An 18,639-nucleotide genomic window follows, 5' to 3' on the forward strand; every position below is an offset into this window, starting at 1 on the left:
AGTGCCGAGCCCTGTTTCGATGTTGTGTGTTCGGTTCGTCGTCGAGATGATGCCCTTCTTGTCGCGGGCTCCCGCCCTGCGGAGCACACTTCGGGTGGGGTGCCGCACCGGCGACCCGCCCGGGACCGTGGCGTCCGCGCTTCGGGAAGGAGACGAGATGGGCGACGAGCGCACTCACGAAAGCCGCCTGACTGCGGCACTGCACCTGGACAGGGTGGACGCGTGGGCGGAACTCGCCTCCCTCGCGGACGACTTCGCCACAGCGGCAGCCGACGACGTGGCCTGGACTCGGCCCCGAGAGACCGAGGCCGGCGCTTTCGTTCTGGCATATCCGAATTACTCGCCTCGGGTGAACCGCGCGGTGGAACTGCTGGACGAGGTCGGCGCGGTCACCCCGCGCGCAGACTGGACCACCACCCGCTGCCCCGACCACCGCAAGCCCGGCGGGCTCACTCCCGACGAGGCCGTCCTCGCCGCCACCCACATGGTCCGCGGCGAACGCTTCTGCGAAGGCACGATCGGCACGGCCGTCACCGACGGGCTGCTCCACGCCATACTCGTCACCCTGGCCGCCACCGACCGCCGCACGCACCGGGGCGGACCCGCCTCGGTGCCCCGGCGTGGGAGGGCTCCGGCCCGGTACGTGTACGTCGGCGACCACCGGCACGGACAGGTCACCCACATCGCCCGGGACGGCCGCACCCGACTGGTGTAGAACCAGGACACCGGCGCGTTCGACGTCCAGGAACTCGCCTGGACCACCACCGGATCCTGGAACAAGAAGCAGGCCTACGAACAGGTCAAACACGGCTGGGACACCGCCGAGGAACCCACCGGCTCCGCGGAACAGGACGACCCCTGAGACGTGCCGGGCACATCGACTTCGCCGGTGATCCGGCGCTCGATCGAGTTTTGGCACGGCGACGCTGACCTGGTCGAGCCAGCGCACGAACCCGACCAGCGCGCCCGGCGTCACCGTCGTCGACGGCATGACGTGGCCGGTACGTTCGGCCAGCCAGGCGTGGTACTCGCTCCACAGCGCCCAGTCGCGGGCGTAGCCGGCGGTCGGCTCGAATGCGGTTCGGGCGCCGCATCGATGCCGTGCCCGAACCGCACGACCCTTCTCCGAAGGCAACAGGGCGACCGTGCCGTGATCGGCCTCGGCCCACGGCGCACCCGGGGTCTCGTTCCGGGTGTCGCAATGCAACGCCTTCACCGTGCCTCGGTCGTCGCGATGGTGGAACCGCACGGTGTCGCCGAGCCGAATCCGTACGACGGGGCCGGGATCGCGGGTGTCGGCGGTGTTCGAAGTCATGACGGGACGACGATCCCCGATACTCCTGGACACCGAAGTCCCGGCGCCGATACCGTGCCGGCCTCGGACCCTCGTCGGGCGCGAGGCTTCGTCACGACGAGTCCCGGGCGTTCCCTCCGCCCGGGCACGCATCGGACCCACCGGGGATCCTCGTGTTCGGCCGGCGGTGTCGGTCCCCTGCTTCGGACTCCCGGGGCGGGTCGGTGAACTCCGATGGACCACAGCTGACTTGGCGCGGCCCGAACACGGGTGAAGGTCCCTCACGAGCGGGTGGTTGTGCCATGCTCCGGCAACGCGGATCGCGGTCGAAGTGAAGCCCGATCTCGCGACCGCGATCGACTGCTGCACGAAAGAGGTCGTCGGCTACGCGACGGACGACCATTACCAGACGCCGCTGATATCACGGGCGATCCGCAACGCGGCACGCAATCGCCCTCTTGCCGAGGATGCCATATTTCACTCCGATCGCGGAAGCAACCACATGTCGGCAGAATACGCGCAGGTGCTCGGCGGATTCGGCCTGCGCCGCTCCGTCGGCCGTACGGGGATCTGCTTCGATAACGCAATGGCCGAGTCCTTCTTCGCATCCTTGAAGAACGAATGCGTCTCCCGCACGAAGTACTCGACTCGCGAGGAAGCTCGACGAGACATCACCCGCTATATAGAATTCTGGTACAATCGCAAACGTCTTCACTCGGCGGTGGGATACCGCCCTCCAAGCGAGGTGCATGCCGAGTTCGAAGAGTTGCGACTCGCCGCGTGAATCGACAGTCATGACCCTGTCCGAGAAACGCGAGGCCCCTCACCTGGTCCGCGCCGCCCGTGTCCTGACCGCGGCACGCGGCCTGGCCACCGGCACGGGCACCGCCGTCGGCACCTGGATCGTGTGGTGGGTCACCAACCACTGATCCCGTGCGCCCGCCGCGACGACGGGGCCGCCGACGCCGATCACGGCGAGTTCGCCTCCGGGGAACACCCGCGCCGGTTGCGGGCGGACGTGGTGTCTGTCGTGCCGACCGGCGTCCGCGCGCGATGTGCCCGGTCGGCCTCGGAGGATGGGCCGATCCGGTGCGGCCGGGCCCGGCGACGGGGAGACGCCGGACCACCACACCCGGGCCCAACGACCGACCCGTCCCCGGACTCACGCAATGGCCGCCCCGCCCCGGCACACCGGGCCCGCCCGCCGACCGGCGGGCGGGCCCGACGCTTACATAGGTCGACGACATCGGCCTCCTACCGGTCTCCGCGGACGCCGCCGAGGGGTTCTTCCGCCTGGTGGATGCAGCCTATGAACGACGCGCGATGGCCGTGAGCTCGAACCTTCATCCGTCCGGATTCGACGAGATCATGCCCAAGACCCTGGCCACCGCGACCGTCGATCGCCTACTGCACCATGCCCATGTCGTTGTCACGCAGGGTGACTCGTTCCGGTTGACCGAAGCCACCTCGGGCAAGGGGGTGAGATCCCTGATCTGACACCCACCCGAGAAGGATCACGCGGACCCGGTGGGGAGAAATCCTGTCCGTGGGAAGTTTTCATGTCCGCCAGTGGGTGAGTGGTCATTCCCGCCGCCGGGGAGATCAAAGTTTCCGTTGACACAGGCGCCGAATGACCGTGGGTGACCTCGGCCCCGAGGTCGCCCGCCGGAGAACCCTTCGGTGGTTCTCCGGCGGGCGGGCCGACACGAACCGTGGCTTCGTCCGGCAACCCGGTCAGTGCGCCGGAACACCCGAGGCCGCCCCGTGTGTGGCGCCATCTCGCCGCGGCCGGGGTCTGCCGCGCAGTCCCGCGGCCGACGCCCGAGCCCGGGGACCGACGTTCAGCCGGTCCCCGTGGAATCGTTCGGCCGAGGCGGCCCGTCTTGCCGGCGCCGCGGTGCCGCGGTGATCCCCTGGGGTGAGATCACAGGTGCCCGGTCAGGATCCGGGCCCGCTGGGCGCCGGAACCGACGATCGTGACACGGCCACGGTCCACGCCCACCGCCGATGGGTAGTAGGCCCCGCCAGGGCTCGGCGCCGGGAGGTCGAGCGAGTGGGCTTGACCCGCCGTGATGTGCAGGCCGTACGGTTGCGCATCGGAGGTGGCCTTCTGGCCGACGGCGACGATGCCTCCCGGGACCGTCGCGGCACCGACCAAGGCGCCGGCTTCGGCCGGAACGGGGGTCTGGCGCCAGGCGTGGCCGTTCCACCGCATGATCAGCGCGTGCCCCCCGTCGTTCGGGTCCAGGACGGCACGGCCCACGGCCCACACGTCGTTCGGGCCGTGCGCGACGACACCGTAGAGCTCGCCGTACAGGCCGGTGAAGGCGGGCGTGGGCACGATGGACCAGGCGTGGCCGTCGTAGTGCAGGGTGACCGGCTTGTCGTCGTCATTGGTGCCGTTGCCCACAGCCCACACGTCGTTCGCCGTCACCACTGTGATGGCGTTGAGGTTCCAACTGGGGTACGGCTGCGGCAGGGTCATGCGTTGCCAGGAGGTGCCGTTCCAGCGTCCGACGATGCCCTCTCGGTGGATCACCTGCGTGGGCTCGCCGTTCGGGTTCGTCGTGACGCCGTCCACGATCGTGGCCCAGCCGGCGGCCCAGGCGTCGGTGGGGCTGCGCGCGACCACACTCAGGTATCCGGCGCTGCTCGCCGCGGCCGGAGCGTCGGCCGCGACCACGCTCCAGGAGGTGCCGTCCCAGTGCTGTGTGGCGATCGCGGTACCGTTGCGGGCCTTGTCGCCGACGAGCCAGGCGTCGCGTGCCGAGGAGGCGGCCACCGCGTTGATGCGTCCGGCGTAGCCGGGCGCGGTCGGCACCTCGACCCAACCCCGGTCGTCGTGGTCGTCCTTCGCGTAGAGCACCGGGGCGAAGCTGCTTTCGGTGATGCCGAAACCGGCGGCCCAGGTCGTGTGGGCATCGGGTTTGGCGTAGCCGGCCAGGCTCACGTTGCCGGGCGGCAGCTGCTCGCTCGTCCACCGGCCGGTGTTGGCTGTGGCCGTGCTCGCCGTGCCGGCGACCAGGAGTAATGCGGCGGTCGCGAGCAGCGCGCGGGTGCTGCCGGTGATCCGATTCATGGTGTATGGCTCCAGACTCGGGGCGAGGCCCCGTCGATTCCGTCGGTTGTGTGGTGGAACGGTGTCGCGCGGGGAGCCGGCCGAGGGATCCCCGGGGCGGGGCCACGTGCTTGCCGCCTTTACGAACTCCACCCTTGTCTTCGTCGTGGCAGGGAGTGGTCAGTTGCCCGGCGCGCCCGGCGGGCGCGTGGTGGGTGCGCCGGCGATCGGCGCTCCGGTGGTCGATGACGAGCGGATTGGCGGCGTCGTGACCGGCGGGGCGGTGGTTGGCGACGATGGAGGCGGTGTCGCGCTCGCCGGGGCATGGGTCGGCCGCGCCGTCGGAACGGGAACGGCCGGGTCCTCGTCGGCGGACGCGCCGGGCAGGAACAACAGCCCTGCGGCCAGCGCCACGATCGCCGCCGCGGCGCCGCCCGCCGCCCATGCCGTCCGGGCCCGCCTGCGGCCTCGCACTCGCGCCCTCAGGCGGGTTCGGTGTTGCGAATCGAAGGGTCTGCCCTTGTCGGTGTCGCGCATCATCCGCGCCAGTTCCTTCTCGAAGTCGTCCATGACGTCGTTCACCCCACCGGCTCGATGACTTCACCCAGGATCCGTCGCAAGCGGGCCACGCCCCGTGTCGCATGCGAACGTGCCGTACCCAGGGGACAGCCCATGGTCTGTGCGACCTGGCCCTCGGAGAAATCGAGGTAGTAGCGCAGCACCACCGCCGTCCGCTGCTTGGCCGACAACTGCGCGAGCGCGGTTTCCAACCGCGTGCGTTCGTCCACCGCAGCGGCCGAATCGCCGGCCTGGGCCACCTCGGGCACGTACTCGACGGGACGTTCGCCCCGCCACCGCCTGCGCGCCGAACGAGCGGCGGCCCGCACCAACACCCGGCGAACGTACGCCTCCGGGGCCTGCTCGCCGACCCTGGGCCAGGCGAACCAGAGCTTGACCAAGGCGTCCTGCAACAAGTCCTCGGCTCTGTGTCGATCACCACCGGTGAGCAGACTCGCGAGATGGCACAGTGCCGACCAGCGGGCCGCAACGAACCGGTCGAACCCTTCCGTTCGAGACTGCTCCATCGACACCGTTCCTCTTGTCTCCCCGAACCCCACACCGTCGGAAAGGCCTTGACCCCCATCGCACTATGCGCCGGACCGCTGTGATCCAGGTCACTGCGCATTCCGGTGGTCGCGGAGGGGCGACCGGGCAACGAGACGGCGCGGATCGAGGACGGCCGGTTGCGGATGGACCGGCTCGCGGCGACGCCGGAACCGCCCGATGTGGGTGGTTGTTGGTGGCGTGGGGGTTGTGGGGTGGGTTTTCGCTGTTGTGTCGGGATGATTGTTCCGGGTGTAGGGCTGGCGGGGTGGGTTTCGGGATGTGGGGGTGGGTGTTCGGGTATGGCCCGGTGGGGTTGTGAGCTGGGGTTTTCTCATTTCCGCTGGGATTCGCGGGTGTTGTGGGATGCATCGAGATTTTGTGCAGTTCGGTTGGGGATGCCAAAGGGCAGCGGTTGCCCGTCCCTGTTTTTGTGTGTGGTCGGAGGGCTCAGCCCGGGTTTTCAGGGTGTGGTGGCGGATCCAGGACCGTAAAAGGTCGTCGTGCCCAGGCGCGAGGCGGCCGAGTCCGAGCATGTGGGCGAGGTGTTCGAGGAATCCGGTCACGGCCGGGTGCCGGTCGGGCCGGGGTGTCGCCGGTAGGCGCGTACGAGCGAGGGCGCGGGCGAGGACGAGCGTTTCGGGATGGACGATCAGCGGTCGGGGCGCGCCGGTGTTCCAACACGCGTGCCGTGGGCACCACAAGCGGTGGGCGGGGAGATACACCCGTGCCCGCGCGGTGGCGCCGCGGGTGTGTCGCAGAGTGCACCACGGGCACACCCACGAGGGTTGTTCGTACGGGCCTGGGCGGTGCCACGAGGCGATGCCGGCCCCCGTCGGGCCGGGAGCGTCCGGTGTTCGGGCCGGGTTCCGGTTCCGGTGCCGTGCGAGGTGGGGAAGTGCTCGCGCAAGGTGGTGGTGGGGGACTCGGGTGCGCGGTGGCTCTATCGACGTCCGGCGCGGCGGCGAAGTCGGGACGTCGTGCGAGTGGCCGTGGTACCGATGCGATTTCGGATGGGCCAGCGCGTCGGTTCCGCCCGGTGGTTTGATTGTTCCTGTCGGCGGCGGCTCGGGACGGGGACGGTCGTGTGGAAGGACGTGATGCCGATCGTGGTCGGCTTCCTGCTGACCACGGTGCTGGGCGGGCTGCTGGGGGTCCTCTTCCAGCGACAGAGCTGGGCGCACCAGTATCGCGTCCAACTCGCCGACCAGGAATTGCAGCTCGCGTTGCGGATCTTCGAGGAGATCAGCCGACTCCTGGACAAGCGGCTGTACCGGCTCCGGCTCCTCGCCGGCGAGGCCGCCCCACCCAACACAGGAGTCCGCAGCGCGCTCGCCGAGTCCCACATGGACGCGTACCGGGCGGTGCTGTTCGAGTGGAACGACGGCATCAACCGCAACCTCGCCCTGGTTCAGCGCTACTACGGCGCCGAAATGCGCGATCGGCTCGACAACACGATCGGCGCGGCCTTCGTGGACCTCGGACGTGAGGTGGAAGCCCTGTGGAAAGGAGCAGGGCAGCTGCGCCCGGACCTCGAAACCCGTCTGCGACAGCTCGGCGGTTTGGTCTACCACTTCAACCTGGAGATGATCCAGGCCGTTCAACAGCGTGACGTGGGCTTGCTGGGACGTGCAAGGCCAACAGTCTGACCAGTGCCGAACGTCGGCACCCGTTCCTCGTGAAGGCGCCCGGTCGGATGTACCGCCCGCCCGCACCGCTCGCCATCCGGGTCTACCGGCTCCGGCGGACAGCTCGGTGACCTGCGCAGATCCCAAGTCCGGTGTCACAGGTCAGGTTTGCCCGATTCGCCAAGGCGCCGTCGTTCGCGACCCGCGTCGGCGTCACGAACAGACGTCACGCGGTGACCTCTGTGCCTGTTCGACAACGGCCACCGCGCAGCCCCCTCGCATCCCGCCGCCCCGGACGGACTCGGCCTCGGGCCGCGTTCGGCGCGGTTCCCGACTCGGGGCTCGCCCCCGGCCGCGCCGGGTCCGGCTTTCGGACGACGGAGGGGGCGCGCCCGGTGTGTCGGTGTCGTCGGTGATGATCTTTCCCGTGACCGATGTTCCGGCGCCCGGCGCCGTTCTCGCTGATTTCGATGCGTACACCCGGGCCGTCGCCGCCGTCTTCGCGGCCGATCGGGACCGCCGCATGGGGTGGCAGCCGCGGCTGGACGACGACGCGTACGAGGCCCTGGCCTACGCGATCGAGTGTTACGAGCGCGAGCACCTCGAGGAGGTTCTCGCCGATCGACCTCCGGGCCCGCCGTTCCCAGTGCCGGTGCCGGACGACGCCCTGATGGCGAGGCGGAGGCAGGCATGGGGGGCGACCCCGGCGCCCGGGACCGGGGTTGCTGTGTGGGACGAGTGGTTCTACGTGCCGGGTGTCGGTGTCTGAGGTGCCCTTGATCTTCCGGACAGCGACCCGCGTAGGGTTGTAGGAAACCGGAAAGAGAAAGCGCGTGCCGAAGAGATATACACAGCAGTTCAAGGACGAAGCCGTTCGCCTGGTGTTGGACGGGCCCCGTCCGATCATCCAGGTCGCGCGCGAGCTGGGTGTCAACGACACCACGCTCGGGAACTGGGTCGCGCAATACCGCAGGTCCGTCGTGGAACCCGGGGCGACGCCGCGAGGCGACGAACCCGTGACCGCGCGGGAACGGGAACTCGAACGCGAGAACCGGAAACTCCGCGAGGAGAACGCGTTCCTGGTAAAAGCAAGCGCCTTCGTGTGTCCTGAACGGAAGGGTGCTATCGCGGTAGGGCGATAGTTCCCCGATGATGCTGCACAAGTGATGAGGGTTTCTGGCCCCTCGGAGTCGCCCGGCGGAGGGAGGCTTCAAACCACCTCCTGCTGCGTTGGCTGAAGACCGTCGTGGTGAGCGTCGGAGGAAAAGGCATCCTTGGAAGGACGTCAGGTGGGGATCGGGAAGGCGAACGCGAGTGAACCACTGCTGAAGCGTCGAAATGCTTGGACGACATCGAAACCGAGGCTTGAAGGCGCCGAGGGATGAGCCTGGCGGGTGTTCCGTTTACTGGCCCGGCGGTGTCCGGCGTGAAGGTGGCGCGAGCCCGATCTGCAGGACTTGTGCGGAACTGGAGAAGGCATACGCGAAGCCTCGCGTGTGCCGGCGGACCGGTTCGTAGTAGTGACGAAGCCCTTGTAATGAGGGTGGAGCGAAGGGACCGGGTCGCTCGTGACTTGTTCATTCGATCAACCGGAAGCACTCCGGGAGGAATGGCTTGAGCAAGTTGAAGTCGACGGGTAAGCCGTTCGAGATTTCGAAGTGGCTGGTAGAGGAGGCATGGGGAAAAGTCAGGGCGAACAAGGGCGCGCCCGGCGTGGATTCCGTGAGCATCGAGGAGTTCGAAAAGGACCTTCGGGGAAACCTGTACAAGATCTGGAATCGAATGTCCTCGGGCTGCTACTTCCCGCCGCCGGTGCGCATGGTGGAGATCCCGAAACGGCAGGGCGGGATCAGAGTACTCGGAGTACCGACCGTCGGCGATCGCATCGCGCAGACCGTCGTGGCCATGGAACTGGAGAAGAGGGTCGAACCGATCTTCCACCCGGATTCCTACGGCTATCGGCCGGGACGTGGAGCAATCAAGGCGATCGGGATCTGCCGGGCGCGGTGCTGGAAGTACGACTGGGTGATCGATCTCGACATCAAGGCGTTCTTCGATTCGGTGCCGTGGAATCTGATTCTGAGAGCGCTGGAATCGGTATGCGATCTTCCCTGGGTGCGGTTGTACGTCGAACGGTGGCTCACCGCCCCGTTGCAACAGGCGGACGGCACACTCGTGGAACGCACCCGGGGCACGCCCCAGGGTTCGGCGATTTCCCCCGTCCTGGCCAACCTGTTCATGCACTACGCGTTCGACAAGTGGCTGGATCGGAGATTTCCGCAGGTCGCCTTCGAACGCTACGCCGACGACGCAGTCGTTCACTGCCGCAGTCTCGCGCAGGCGAGAGCAGTGCTGGCGGCGTTGGCGAAGCGCATGGAGGAGGTCGGCCTGGAACTGCACCCGGACAAGACGCGGATCGTCTACTGCAAGGACGCGAACCGGAAAGGCTCGTACGAGCACGAAAGGTTCACGTTCCTCGGATACGACTTCCGCGAGCGCACCGTGGACGGCCGCACCGGATTGTTCCGGAGCTTTTCGCCGGCGGTATCGGCGGATGCCGTCAAACGGATGGGCAGAGAGGTGCGCTCCTGGCGCCTTCATCGTTGGGTGACGGGCGAGACCCGAGATCTCGCCGACTGGATCAACCCGGTCGTGCGTGGATGGATGCAATACTACGGGGCCTTCAACAAGTCGGCTCTGTTTCCCCTTCTCGAACGGATCAACGCCTACCTGGTCCGCTGGTTGCGAGGAAAATATCGAAAGCTGAGGCGGAGCTGGTCGGCAACCTTTCGCGCATGGTGGAGCGGGACGCAGAAGGCGCCCCGTCTCTTCGCGCATTGGGCGTGGACTACCGATCCGGCTCGAACCTGGTGATCAGAGCGACAAGAGCCGTATGACGAGAGATTGTCACGTACGGTTCTGTGGGAGCCGGAGGGAGAAATCCCTCCGGCCACCCGACTTCGCCCGCAACCATCGGTGAGTTCCCGCTACGAACTCGTCGACGCGGAGAAGGCAACCTTTCGCATCGCCGACATGTGCCGATGGCTCGACGTCTCCCGGTCCGGATACTACGAGTGGCGCACCCGCCCCGAATCCACCGTCAGAAGCCGCCGCCGACGCCTGACCGCCGCGATAAAGGAGATCTTCGCCGCGAATCACGAGACCTACGGATATCGGCGCGTCCACGCCGTCCTCGCGCGCTCCGGCGAGAGTGCGTCGCCGGAGCTGGTTCGCACGTTGATGCGCGAGCTGGGGCTGGTGCCCTGCCAACCCCGGCCGTGGAGGGCCGTCACGACGCTGTCCGGCGACGCGCACCCGCGCATCCCGGACCTCGTCCGCCGGGATTTCACCGCGGACCGGCCGGGAACCAAACTCGTCGGCGACGTCACCTACATTCCGACGTGGGAGAGATTTCTTTATCTCGCCACCGTCATCGACTGCCACAGCAAGGCGGTCGTCGGGTGGGCGATGGCGGACCATTTCAAAACCTCGCTCGTCGCCTCGGCACTCGACATGGCCCGCGGGCGCATGAGAATGGAGAAGGACGCGATCTTTCACTCCGATCGCGGCAGCAACTACACTTCCGAGGCATTCGCCCAGGCCCTGGACAACCTCGAAATGCGTCAATCCGTCGGACGCACCGGAGTATGTTGGGACAACGCAATGGCCGAGTCCTTCTTCGGCGCGCTGAAGAACGAGTGCCTCAACCGCTACATCTTCACGAACCACGCGAAGGCCCGCCGCGAAGTTGTCAGATACATCGAGGGCTTCTACAATCGCCGACGACTCCACTCCGCTTTGGGATACCGGACGCCCCTCGAAGCCCTGCAAGGCCACCCCGAGCTCGGACTCGCCGCATAAAAGGACAGCAAACCAGGCGTCCGGAAAACGCGGGGCACCTCAAAGGTCCGTGGACAACACACGAGACATGAACGAACCACGCGGGGGCTGCGGGGGTGCCCCTATGGGAAATCGGGCTGCGTTCGGGTGGGGAGCCGGGCAGCATTGCGGTGTGCCCGATCTGCTGTGGGATGACGTGAAGCGCTTCTTCGACCCGGACCTGATGGGGTCTCTTCCGGACGTGCGTGTCCCCGACGCCTCGGTGGAGGACTGGCAGACGGTCCTTGATCTTGTCGAGGCGAGAGGCTGGAAGTGCAGGTACTCCGAAGGCGAGACGGTGCTGCCGGTGCCCCGGGCGAGGGCCGTGTTGTCCCGCCCGCGTGGCGCCGAGTGTCCGAACCTGCGGGTCTGGCCGGCGGCCGGTGTGTTGGCGATCTTCCGTTTCCGCGACCACGACGAAATCGACTTCGACGTCGACCTGCGGGAGTTGCAGGGCCAGGAGCGACTCGATGCGTTCTGCGGATTCCTGCGGGAGATCGGGCGGGGTTTGGGCAAGCCCGTGCTCATGGACCCGGAGGGCGACCACGGCCATGCGGTGCTCGGGTTCGAGGTCGGGGCCGACCGGGTAGTTCTCCTGATCCAGCCGCCGCTCAGGTGACCGCCGCCGGCCGGGGCTCGTGGAAGGTGCCGTCTCTGAGCATGGCGAAGAGGACGTCGGCTCTTCGGCGGGCGAGGCAAAGGAGGGCTTGCGTGTGGTGTTTCCCCTGGGCCGTCTTCTTGTCGTAGTAGGCCCGGGAGGCGGGGTCGTTCAGTGCGTGTCGGCGAACGCGGAGAGGAAGAACGCGCGTTTGAGCTGCTTGTTGCCTCTCCGGGAGGGTTGTTCGCCGCGGATCGACGATCCCGAGTTCCTGGTCGCCGGGGCCAGGCCCGCGTAGGCGGCGAGGTGGGCGGCGGAGGGGAACCGGCTGCCGTCGCCGACGTCGATGAGGATCCGGGCTCCGGTCCTGACGCCGATGCCGGGCATCGAGGTCAGGACCTTCGAAAGAGGGTGGGCCTCCAGGAGTTCCTCGATCCTGGCGGCGAGGACTTTGCGCTGGTCCGGGACGGCGGTGAGCGAGCCGGCGAGGCTGGGGACGATGAGCGCGGCCGCGTCCGTGCCGGGGACGACCACGGTCTGTTCGTCGAGTGCGGCGAAGACATCGTCGACGAGACGCTCGGCCATGCGTGGGGCCTTGGGTGGTATGAGGGCCACGAGGCGTCTGCGTCCGGCCTTGCGGATCAGGGCCGGGGACCCGAATCGCTGCAACAGCGCGCGAACGCCGGGGTGTTGGACGCGTGGACCCAGGACGCGTTCCAGGTGGGGGTGGATCTGGGTGAGCAGGCCGCGCAGCCGGTTGGAGACCCGCGTGGCCTCGCCGGCGAGGTCGTCGTCGAAGCCGACGATCATCTCCAGCTCGGCGATCGCCTCGTCGGCGGCCTCGATCGCCCGCAGGGTATGGGGCATCGAGCGGGCGGCGTCGGCGATGACGAAGGCGTCGCGGGCGTCGGTCTTTGCCTCGCCGGGGTAGAGGTCGGCGATCCGCCGCATGGTCAATCCGGGCAGGTAGGCGACTTCGCAGCCCATGTCCCAGCCACCGCGAGTGGAAGGGCACCGATGGATGCGGGCTGGTCGACGATCACGAGCACGGTTCCGTGTTTCGTGGCGAGTCTGGCGAACACCTCGCGCAGCTTGGGTTCGCTGTTGGGCATTCGCTTGTCGAGGACCTTCTTCCCGGCCGGTGTCGGCGCGGTGGCGTGGTGTTCGCCCTTGCCGACGTCCAGTCCGAGGAAGACGTCGATGTCGCCGATGTCGATCACGAGCGTTCCCTGCCCGGCCGTCCCACGGCCGCAGCAGCCCATGCCGGCCGGTGCACTTCGTCCACCTGTTCACCCGCCATCACCGAAAGAGCCACCCGTGACCGATCCGACGTTCCTCGCCATCTCCGGCGGTCTGCGCCGCTCCTCCCACAACACCGGCCTGCTGCGCGCCCTGCGGAACCTCGCCCCGGCCGGCGTCCCCATCGACCTGTACGAGGGCCTGGGTGCGCTCCCCTTCTTCGACCAGGACCTCGAGGAGGGTTCCGAGCCCGCGGCCGTCTGCGACTTGCGTCAACGCGTGCGGGAGGCGGATGGCGTCATCATTGCCACCCCCGAGTACAACTCCTCCATCCCCGGTGTGCTGATCAACGCCCTGGACTGGCTCTCGCGCCCCGCCGGCCGGCATGCCCTGCTTCACAAGCCCGTTGCCGTCCTGGGCGCTTCCCCGTCCCAGTTCGGCACCGCTCGCGGCCAACTGGTCCTGCGGCAGATACTGCACCGCATCCAAGCCCCGGTCGTGGCCCACCCGGAGGTCACCGTCTTCCGGTCGCACCGGCGCTTCGATGCCGACGGCACTTTCGTCGGGGATGCCGTGACCGAGGACCTGCTGCGCGATCTACTGGCCGAATTGATCGCCCTGACCGAACTCCGCGCTGCCCCGGCCCACGTCCGGTGACATCGGTTCATCAATGCGGCTCGCTCCACCAGGCCCGGCCAAGGCTGGCCCAAGAAGCCCCCAGAGCGGGTGTGGTGAATGCCTCCACCGGCCGCACATCCCGAACATCCGCCATATGCGTGTGGCGCCACCGGTCTGTGAACTCGCCGGCGGAGGACGCTGCCGGCGTCGGCATTGCCTCACCCACACCACCTTGCTCATCGCTCGACCTCGGGAGACCACACATGCCCACCGCACACACCACAGCCCCGCAGCCGAACACCGCGACCCCGAAACCCCGGGCAGGAGAGACCGGACGCTTCGTGGCCGGCGACAGGCGCTCGCTCGCCGATGCGGCCCGCGCCCGTTCCAAGACCGCCAGGGCCACGACGCTCGGGGGGTTCATCGCATGAGGGTGGACATCTACAGCGACATCGCGTGCCCGTGGTGTTACATCGGACAGGTCCGCTTCGAGCGCGCCCTGGCAGCGTTCCCGGGCCGAGCGGACGTCGAGGTGTCCTACCGGCCCCATCAGCTCAACCCGGCGATGTCGGACGAGCCCCAACCACTGCTCGACTACTACCTCGCCCGAGGCGGCGCCGCCTTCCGCGACGACCACGCCGCGCTTTCCGATGTCGCCAAGGGGGACGGGCTCGCCCTCGACCTGGAACGGGCACTCGCTGTCAACACCCTGGCCGCGCACCGACTGATGTGGCTGGCCGAACGCGACTACGACGAGAGCGTCCGGCACGCGGTGAAACACGCGCTCATGCGTACCTACCTCACCGACGGCGGCAACGTGGCCGACCCCGACACCCTTGTCGCTCTCGCCCGCCACGCGGGCATGGACCCCGACCGGGCGCGGGCCGACCTCGCCGACGGCAGCGGCACGGCCGAGGTGACAGCCGCGATGCGCCAAGCCGACCGGCTCGGCATCCGAGCGGTGCCCACGTTCGTATTCGACGACCGTCTCGCCCTCCGGGGCGCCGGGGACATCGCCACTTTCCAACGGGTCCTGGAAGAGGTCGCCGCCCGGGGCCTGCCCTCCACACCCGACACCGCAGCATGTGCCGACGGCGGTTGCACCAGCGACATCGACGACCCCACCCGCGGCCGCACCTCCGGCATACAAAAGCAGGAGCCGATGGCGTCGGGCACAACATCCCACACCGGGCGGTGGCGGCGCGTCACCACCGCTGCCGAACTCGTTCGAGCGGTCCGGCAAGGGGAGCGGGCCATCGAGGTGCACGGCGTGATCACCGCCATGCCCATGCTCACGCTCGCCCCCGAGGTACGACTGCGCGGCGGCACCCTGGAGTTCGTCGCCAAGGGCCTGTGCCTGACCCGGGACAACGTCCTCGAGAACGTGAGGATCCACACTCCCGAGCACGAGGTGGCCGTCCTCAACGACACCTCGGTCACCGACTTCGGCACGCTGGCCCTGCACGGCGTACACACCCGCGGGCAAGTGCTGCTCCTGGCCCGCGACGCGGTCCGCACCGGGCACGTGGTCGTGAACGGACTCACGGTCGAAGCCGCCGACCTGCGTGGGCGTACCGAACGGCCGCACGGCTTCGGAGTGGAGGTGCTCCAAGGGGCGTTCACCCTGTGGAACCGGCAAAGCGACCCGGGCGTGGAGATCACCGCAGAACTGTTGGACATCGCCGCCGGCAGCGCCGACTCGCCGATCCACGGCAGCGGTGTATTCGTCGGCGGACACGACGGCAACAGCGCCAGGGGCACCGCGGGCACCACCCGGGTCACGATCCTGCGCACCCGGGAGATCCACACCGACGGCCGGATCCCCGTCGGGACCGCGGACCTCATCAGCGGCGGCGTGTTCCTCTCCTTCGGCGCCGTGGTCGACCGGGTGCTGAACACCGGCCCCGTCACCACCCACGGCGCCAACGACATGGTGCTCGACAACTGGGGCCGGGCACGGTCGTGGACGGCCACCGCACCCCTTACCTCATATGGACCCAGCGGCATCGGCTTCGTCAACTTCGGCGACCTGGACAGGCTGGACATACAAGCCGCGATCACCACCCACGGCACCGGCGCGCGCGGGTTCAACTTCTACGACGGATCCTTGCGCCACGCCTCGTTCGACAGCCTCACCACCACCGGTGACGGAGCCATCGGCATCCAGGTCGGCCGCGACCTGCCGCACCTGGACGTCCGCGGCGATCTCACCACCTCGGGCGGCACCGGCATCAGCCTGGTGCGCGGCGTGCAGACCCGAATGCGTGCCACCGCCCTCGGCATCACCAGGAGCGGCCGGATCGGCCGAGCCCGCATCGGCGGGCGGATCACGGCCCGCGGAGACGATGTCGTCACCGTCGAAATCGACGGCGAACTGGGCACGTTGAACGCCCACGGCGGCATCCACGCCGAGGGCCGAGGCGCGGACGCCGTCCACATCCGCGGCGAAGGCACGGCGCTGGACGCCGTCGCGATCAGCGCCGCGCACGGCGGGACGACGGTCCGCACCCCCGAGTGAAGAGGCCCGCCGCCCCTCGCGGACCGGGCAGACCCGAGTTCCGGGGCCGCCGGGCGCCAGGGGCTCCCGGATCGCTCCTGATGGCGGCGTCAAACGATTCGTCGACCGCGTTCTCCCGAAACACTGCGGTGGGCCCGACCGACAGACCCCGCCCCGCGCGGCAGGACGACGGAGCCGCATGCCGCGGCGGGCCGGCAGGGTCGGGAACTCGCCCGGCGGTCCGGCTCGCCGGCGGTTCACCGTCGAGCCGGGGGCGTCTCGTGCGTTGTCGGTTGCCGTATCGGGGTGACGCGAAGGACGCGGGTGACGGGTGCGGGCATCCACCAGTTGAGCCGACCGAACAAGGACACCAGGGCCGGGGCGAGTACCCCTCGGATGAGTGTGGCGTCGAGGATGATGCCGGCGGCCAGGCCCGTGGACAGGATCTTGACGTCGGTCTGTGGGACGCCGCCGAGTGCGACGAACGCGAGGAAGAGGATGAGCGCACCGGAGGTGACCAGACGGCCGGTGCGGCCGATACCCCGGACCACCGCCTCGTCGATGGAATGGCCGTTCTCGTATTCCTCGTTGATCCGGGTCAGGATGAACACCTCGTAGTCCATGGACAGCCCGAACAACAATGCGAAGACCGCGAGAGGAACCCACAGGGTGATCGCGCCCGTGGCCGGACTGGAGAACAAGGGCCGGGTGCCGTGCCCCTCCTGCCAGACGAAGGTGAGCACTCCGTAGGACGCGGCCAGAGACACGACGTTGAGCAACAGCGCCTTGATCGGCAGCCATACCGACCGCAGCGCGCGGGTCAGCAGCACCACCGTGACGATCACGATGGCGGCGACGATGATCAGCAGATCGGGGCCGTAGAGGGCGTGAATGAAGTCGCCGTCCTGGGCGGGCGATCCACCGACCCGGGCTCCGGGTACCCGGCGCGCCGCGTCGCGGATCGTCCGCAACGCGTCCTTGCCGGCGTCGCTCGTGGGCTCGACCGCCGACCACGCGTCGACCACGCGGAATGTGTCACGTCGCCACGCAGCAGGAGCCGTCGTCGAAATCGTCTTCATCACGGGCAGGTTCGCGTCCGCAGGCAACAGCACCTCGGTAGGCCGCAGGACGCCGGGACCGATTCCGGAATCGGTGAGCGCCCGCAAGCCCGCCCGGGCCTCGACGTCGGCGGTGGCCGCCGTCGCATCGGCCTGAGGCTCGCCGAGATTGAGCGAGAACACCGGCACGACCAGCAGCGCGAGCACCATCAACGAGCCGACGGTCGCCAGGATGCGATGACCCACCACCCATCGGGCGACGCCCGTCCACAACCGACTCACCGTGCCCGCCGGCTTCTTGCGCGGCCACTCGAGCCGGGGGCCGAACGCGTCCAGGATCACCGGCAGCAGAGTCGTCGAAACCGCGAGGCTGACCAGTGGAATCAGCAGGCCCGCGTAGCCGATGCTACGCAGGAACGGCACCGGCGTCAGCGCCAACGCCGCAAGACTGACGGTCACCGTGATCCCGGAGAACACCACCGATCTGCCCGCCGTAGCTGATGACTTGAGCACCGCCGCTCGATTGTCCGCACCGTGAGTGCGTTCCTCTCGCCAGCGGGTGACCACGAGCAGCGCGTAGTCGATGGCCACACCCAGACCGACGAGGGCGACGATGTTGCGGGTGATCGTCGACATGTCGGTGACGTACGTGAGCGCGTAGATCCCAAGGAACGTGGTGGGGATCGCCACGACCGCGATGAGCAACGGCAGCAGCGCGAGCAGCGAGCCGAACACGATCGCCAACACCACCAAGGCGGCCGCAGCCGCTGCCAGCGTCTCCACCAGCACGCTGCTGCCGCCGCCGCTCTCGCCCCCCGACGCCAACACGCTCGCCCCCGTGACGTGGACCGGGGAGCCCGCGACCGACTCCCCGGCGACCGCTTGTGTCAACGCCGGCAGCGCCTTGGCGTACGGATCCGAGGAGGTGTACTCGGGGACCGGATAGAACAAGGCGAAGGTGGTACGACCGTCGGCGGAGACGAATGCCCTGCCGTCGTCGGTGAGCAGCGAGGCCGTACGCGCGCCGGGGAGACTCGCCGTGGCGCGCTCGAAGACGGCGGCGAACTCGCCGCGGACACCGGGCGAGTCCACCGTGGTGCCCGGAGGCAACCGCACCACGGCGACCAGCGGTGGGTTGTTGCCGCCGGTTCCGAACCGTTCCACGATCGCAGAGTTGGTCTCGTAGGCCGGCTGTCCTGGCAGATCGAACGTGAACGACAACCGATCACCCGACCGTCCGGCGGCCAATCCCCCGGCGAGGGTCAATATCGCCCATCCCATGACGACGATCCAGCGATGCGCGATCGACCAGCGTGCCAAACGCGTGGTTCCCCCGGGTGCCGGAACCCTCTCGGACACACCGGCCTCTCCTCGCACGTCGGTCGGCTCTTGTTGCATCGAGCCCACTCCTTTCGCGTCCTCTCGGAGATCACGGGCCACCGGAGACGCCGCCGTCCGAGCATCGGGTTCGATCCACATAGGTCTTCGGAGGGGTGCCCGCCACGGATGGGTTCGAACTCGGTGCGTCTCTCGGGGATTCGCCCACCTTGCAAGGAAGGCCCGGTGGAACGACGGTCCACCGCAGCGCGCTTGCGATAGGGGGTGGGAGTGCGGGATCCCCGTATCACGTTCGGCAGAGCGCACGATGAGGCTCTTTCGAGGGCGC

The 18,639-nt window shown here is 68.5% G+C and carries 15 protein-coding genes and 2 pseudogenes; 13 read left to right on the forward strand and 4 right to left on the reverse strand.

All coding sequences use genetic code 11. The features are described 5' to 3' along the window. The first annotated feature begins 157 nt into the window (after positions 1–157). The 4 genes and pseudogenes from ACH4XV_RS39090 to ACH4XV_RS39105 all read left to right on the forward strand — a co-directional run. Positions 158–715, forward strand: coding sequence for a DUF6508 domain-containing protein (locus ACH4XV_RS39090; RefSeq protein ID WP_395797746.1), 558 nt, complete (start codon positions 158–160; stop codon positions 713–715). A gap of 910 nt (positions 716–1,625) precedes the next feature. Further along, positions 1,626–2,078, forward strand: a complete 453-nt coding sequence (locus tag ACH4XV_RS39095; protein ID WP_395797748.1) for an integrase core domain-containing protein — start codon at positions 1,626–1,628, stop codon at positions 2,076–2,078. A gap of 10 nt (positions 2,079–2,088) precedes the next feature. Further along, entirely contained in the window at positions 2,089–2,223 is a 135-nt protein-coding gene (locus ACH4XV_RS39100) for a hypothetical protein (protein ID WP_395797750.1), read from the forward strand. 307 nt (positions 2,224–2,530) lie between these two features. After that, positions 2,531–2,791: pseudogene (locus ACH4XV_RS39105) on the forward strand (ATP-binding protein); the annotation flags it as partial. Positions 2,792–3,218: 427 nt separating this feature from the next. Here the strand turns inward: ACH4XV_RS39105 and ACH4XV_RS39110 are convergent. Then, positions 3,219–4,373 carry a hypothetical protein gene (locus ACH4XV_RS39110; protein ID WP_395797752.1) on the reverse strand — a complete coding sequence of 385 codons (1,155 nt, stop codon included), beginning with the start codon at positions 4,371–4,373 and terminating at the stop codon, positions 3,219–3,221. Between the two features lie 106 nt (positions 4,374–4,479). On the opposite strand from ACH4XV_RS39110, the gene ACH4XV_RS39115 reads away from it, so the two are divergent. After that, positions 4,480–4,950 carry a hypothetical protein gene (locus ACH4XV_RS39115; RefSeq protein ID WP_395797754.1) on the forward strand — a complete coding sequence of 157 codons (471 nt, stop codon included), beginning with the start codon at positions 4,480–4,482 and terminating at the stop codon, positions 4,948–4,950. Here ACH4XV_RS39115 and ACH4XV_RS39120 read toward each other — a convergent pair. Continuing rightward, positions 4,931–5,437 carry a SigE family RNA polymerase sigma factor gene (locus ACH4XV_RS39120; RefSeq protein ID WP_395797756.1) on the reverse strand — a complete coding sequence of 169 codons (507 nt, stop codon included), beginning with the start codon at positions 5,435–5,437 and terminating at the stop codon, positions 4,931–4,933. The two genes, ACH4XV_RS39115 and ACH4XV_RS39120, sit on opposite strands and share 20 nt — an antisense overlap. Positions 5,438–6,541: 1,104 nt before the next feature. On the opposite strand from ACH4XV_RS39120, the gene ACH4XV_RS39125 reads away from it, so the two are divergent. The 6 genes from ACH4XV_RS39125 (at position 6,542) to ACH4XV_RS39150 (ending at position 11,582) form a co-directional block, all read left to right on the forward strand. After that, on the forward strand, positions 6,542–7,105 hold the full coding sequence (locus ACH4XV_RS39125; protein ID WP_395797757.1) for a hypothetical protein: 564 nt from the start codon (positions 6,542–6,544) through the stop codon (positions 7,103–7,105). Positions 7,106–7,511: 406 nt separating this feature from the next. Then, positions 7,512–7,853 (forward strand): hypothetical protein, encoded by a 342-nt coding sequence (locus ACH4XV_RS39130; protein WP_395797758.1) that lies wholly within the window; start codon positions 7,512–7,514, stop codon positions 7,851–7,853. A 64-nt stretch (positions 7,854–7,917) separates the two neighbouring features. Next, positions 7,918–8,226 carry a transposase gene (locus ACH4XV_RS39135; protein ID WP_395797760.1) on the forward strand — a complete coding sequence of 103 codons (309 nt, stop codon included), beginning with the start codon at positions 7,918–7,920 and terminating at the stop codon, positions 8,224–8,226. A 472-nt stretch (positions 8,227–8,698) separates the two neighbouring features. Then, positions 8,699–9,958, forward strand: coding sequence for a group II intron reverse transcriptase/maturase (gene ltrA, locus ACH4XV_RS39140; RefSeq protein ID WP_395797762.1), 1,260 nt, complete (start codon positions 8,699–8,701; stop codon positions 9,956–9,958). 102 nt (positions 9,959–10,060) lie between these two features. Continuing rightward, positions 10,061–10,945, forward strand: coding sequence for an IS3 family transposase (locus ACH4XV_RS39145; protein ID WP_395797764.1), 885 nt, complete (start codon positions 10,061–10,063; stop codon positions 10,943–10,945). Between the two features lie 151 nt (positions 10,946–11,096). Beyond that, positions 11,097–11,582 (forward strand): hypothetical protein, encoded by a 486-nt coding sequence (locus ACH4XV_RS39150; protein WP_395797766.1) that lies wholly within the window; start codon positions 11,097–11,099, stop codon positions 11,580–11,582. Here ACH4XV_RS39150 and ACH4XV_RS39155 read toward each other — a convergent pair. Then, positions 11,575–12,823 (reverse strand): annotated as a pseudogene (locus tag ACH4XV_RS39155) (IS110 family transposase). The gene ACH4XV_RS39150 and the pseudogene ACH4XV_RS39155 sit on opposite strands and share 8 nt — an antisense overlap. Positions 12,824–12,878: 55 nt before the next feature. Here ACH4XV_RS39155 and ACH4XV_RS39160 point away from each other — a divergent pair. Continuing rightward, positions 12,879–13,457, forward strand: a complete 579-nt coding sequence (locus tag ACH4XV_RS39160) for an NADPH-dependent FMN reductase (protein WP_395797768.1) — start codon at positions 12,879–12,881, stop codon at positions 13,455–13,457. Between the two features lie 388 nt (positions 13,458–13,845). Continuing rightward, complete coding sequence (locus ACH4XV_RS39165) at positions 13,846–15,936, forward strand: DsbA family protein (RefSeq protein ID WP_395797770.1); 2,091 nt, start codon at positions 13,846–13,848, stop codon at positions 15,934–15,936. Positions 15,937–16,172: 236 nt separating this feature from the next. On the opposite strand, the gene ACH4XV_RS39170 is transcribed toward ACH4XV_RS39165, so the two are convergent. Continuing rightward, entirely contained in the window at positions 16,173–18,137 is a 1,965-nt protein-coding gene (locus tag ACH4XV_RS39170; protein ID WP_395797772.1) for an MMPL family transporter, read from the reverse strand. Between the last annotated feature and the right edge of the window lie 502 nt (positions 18,138–18,639).

The sequence above is a fragment of the Embleya sp. NPDC020630 genome (assembly GCF_044334985.1).
GTDB lineage: Bacteria > Actinomycetota > Actinomycetes > Streptomycetales > Streptomycetaceae > Embleya.

Excerpts from the sequence above, each read along its gene's own strand:
- ACH4XV_RS39090 (WP_395797746.1), top strand. The coding sequence starts at position 158 with ATGGGCGACGAGCGCACTCACGAAAGCCGCCTGACTGCGGCACTGCAC.
- ACH4XV_RS39100 (WP_395797750.1), top strand. The coding sequence starts at position 2,089 with ATGACCCTGTCCGAGAAACGCGAGGCCCCTCACCTGGTCCGCGCCGCC.
- ACH4XV_RS39110 (WP_395797752.1), bottom strand. The coding sequence starts at position 4,373 with ATGAATCGGATCACCGGCAGCACCCGCGCGCTGCTCGCGACCGCCGCA.
- ACH4XV_RS39120 (WP_395797756.1), bottom strand. The coding sequence starts at position 5,437 with ATGGAGCAGTCTCGAACGGAAGGGTTCGACCGGTTCGTTGCGGCCCGC.
- ACH4XV_RS39165 (WP_395797770.1), top strand. The coding sequence starts at position 13,846 with ATGAGGGTGGACATCTACAGCGACATCGCGTGCCCGTGGTGTTACATC.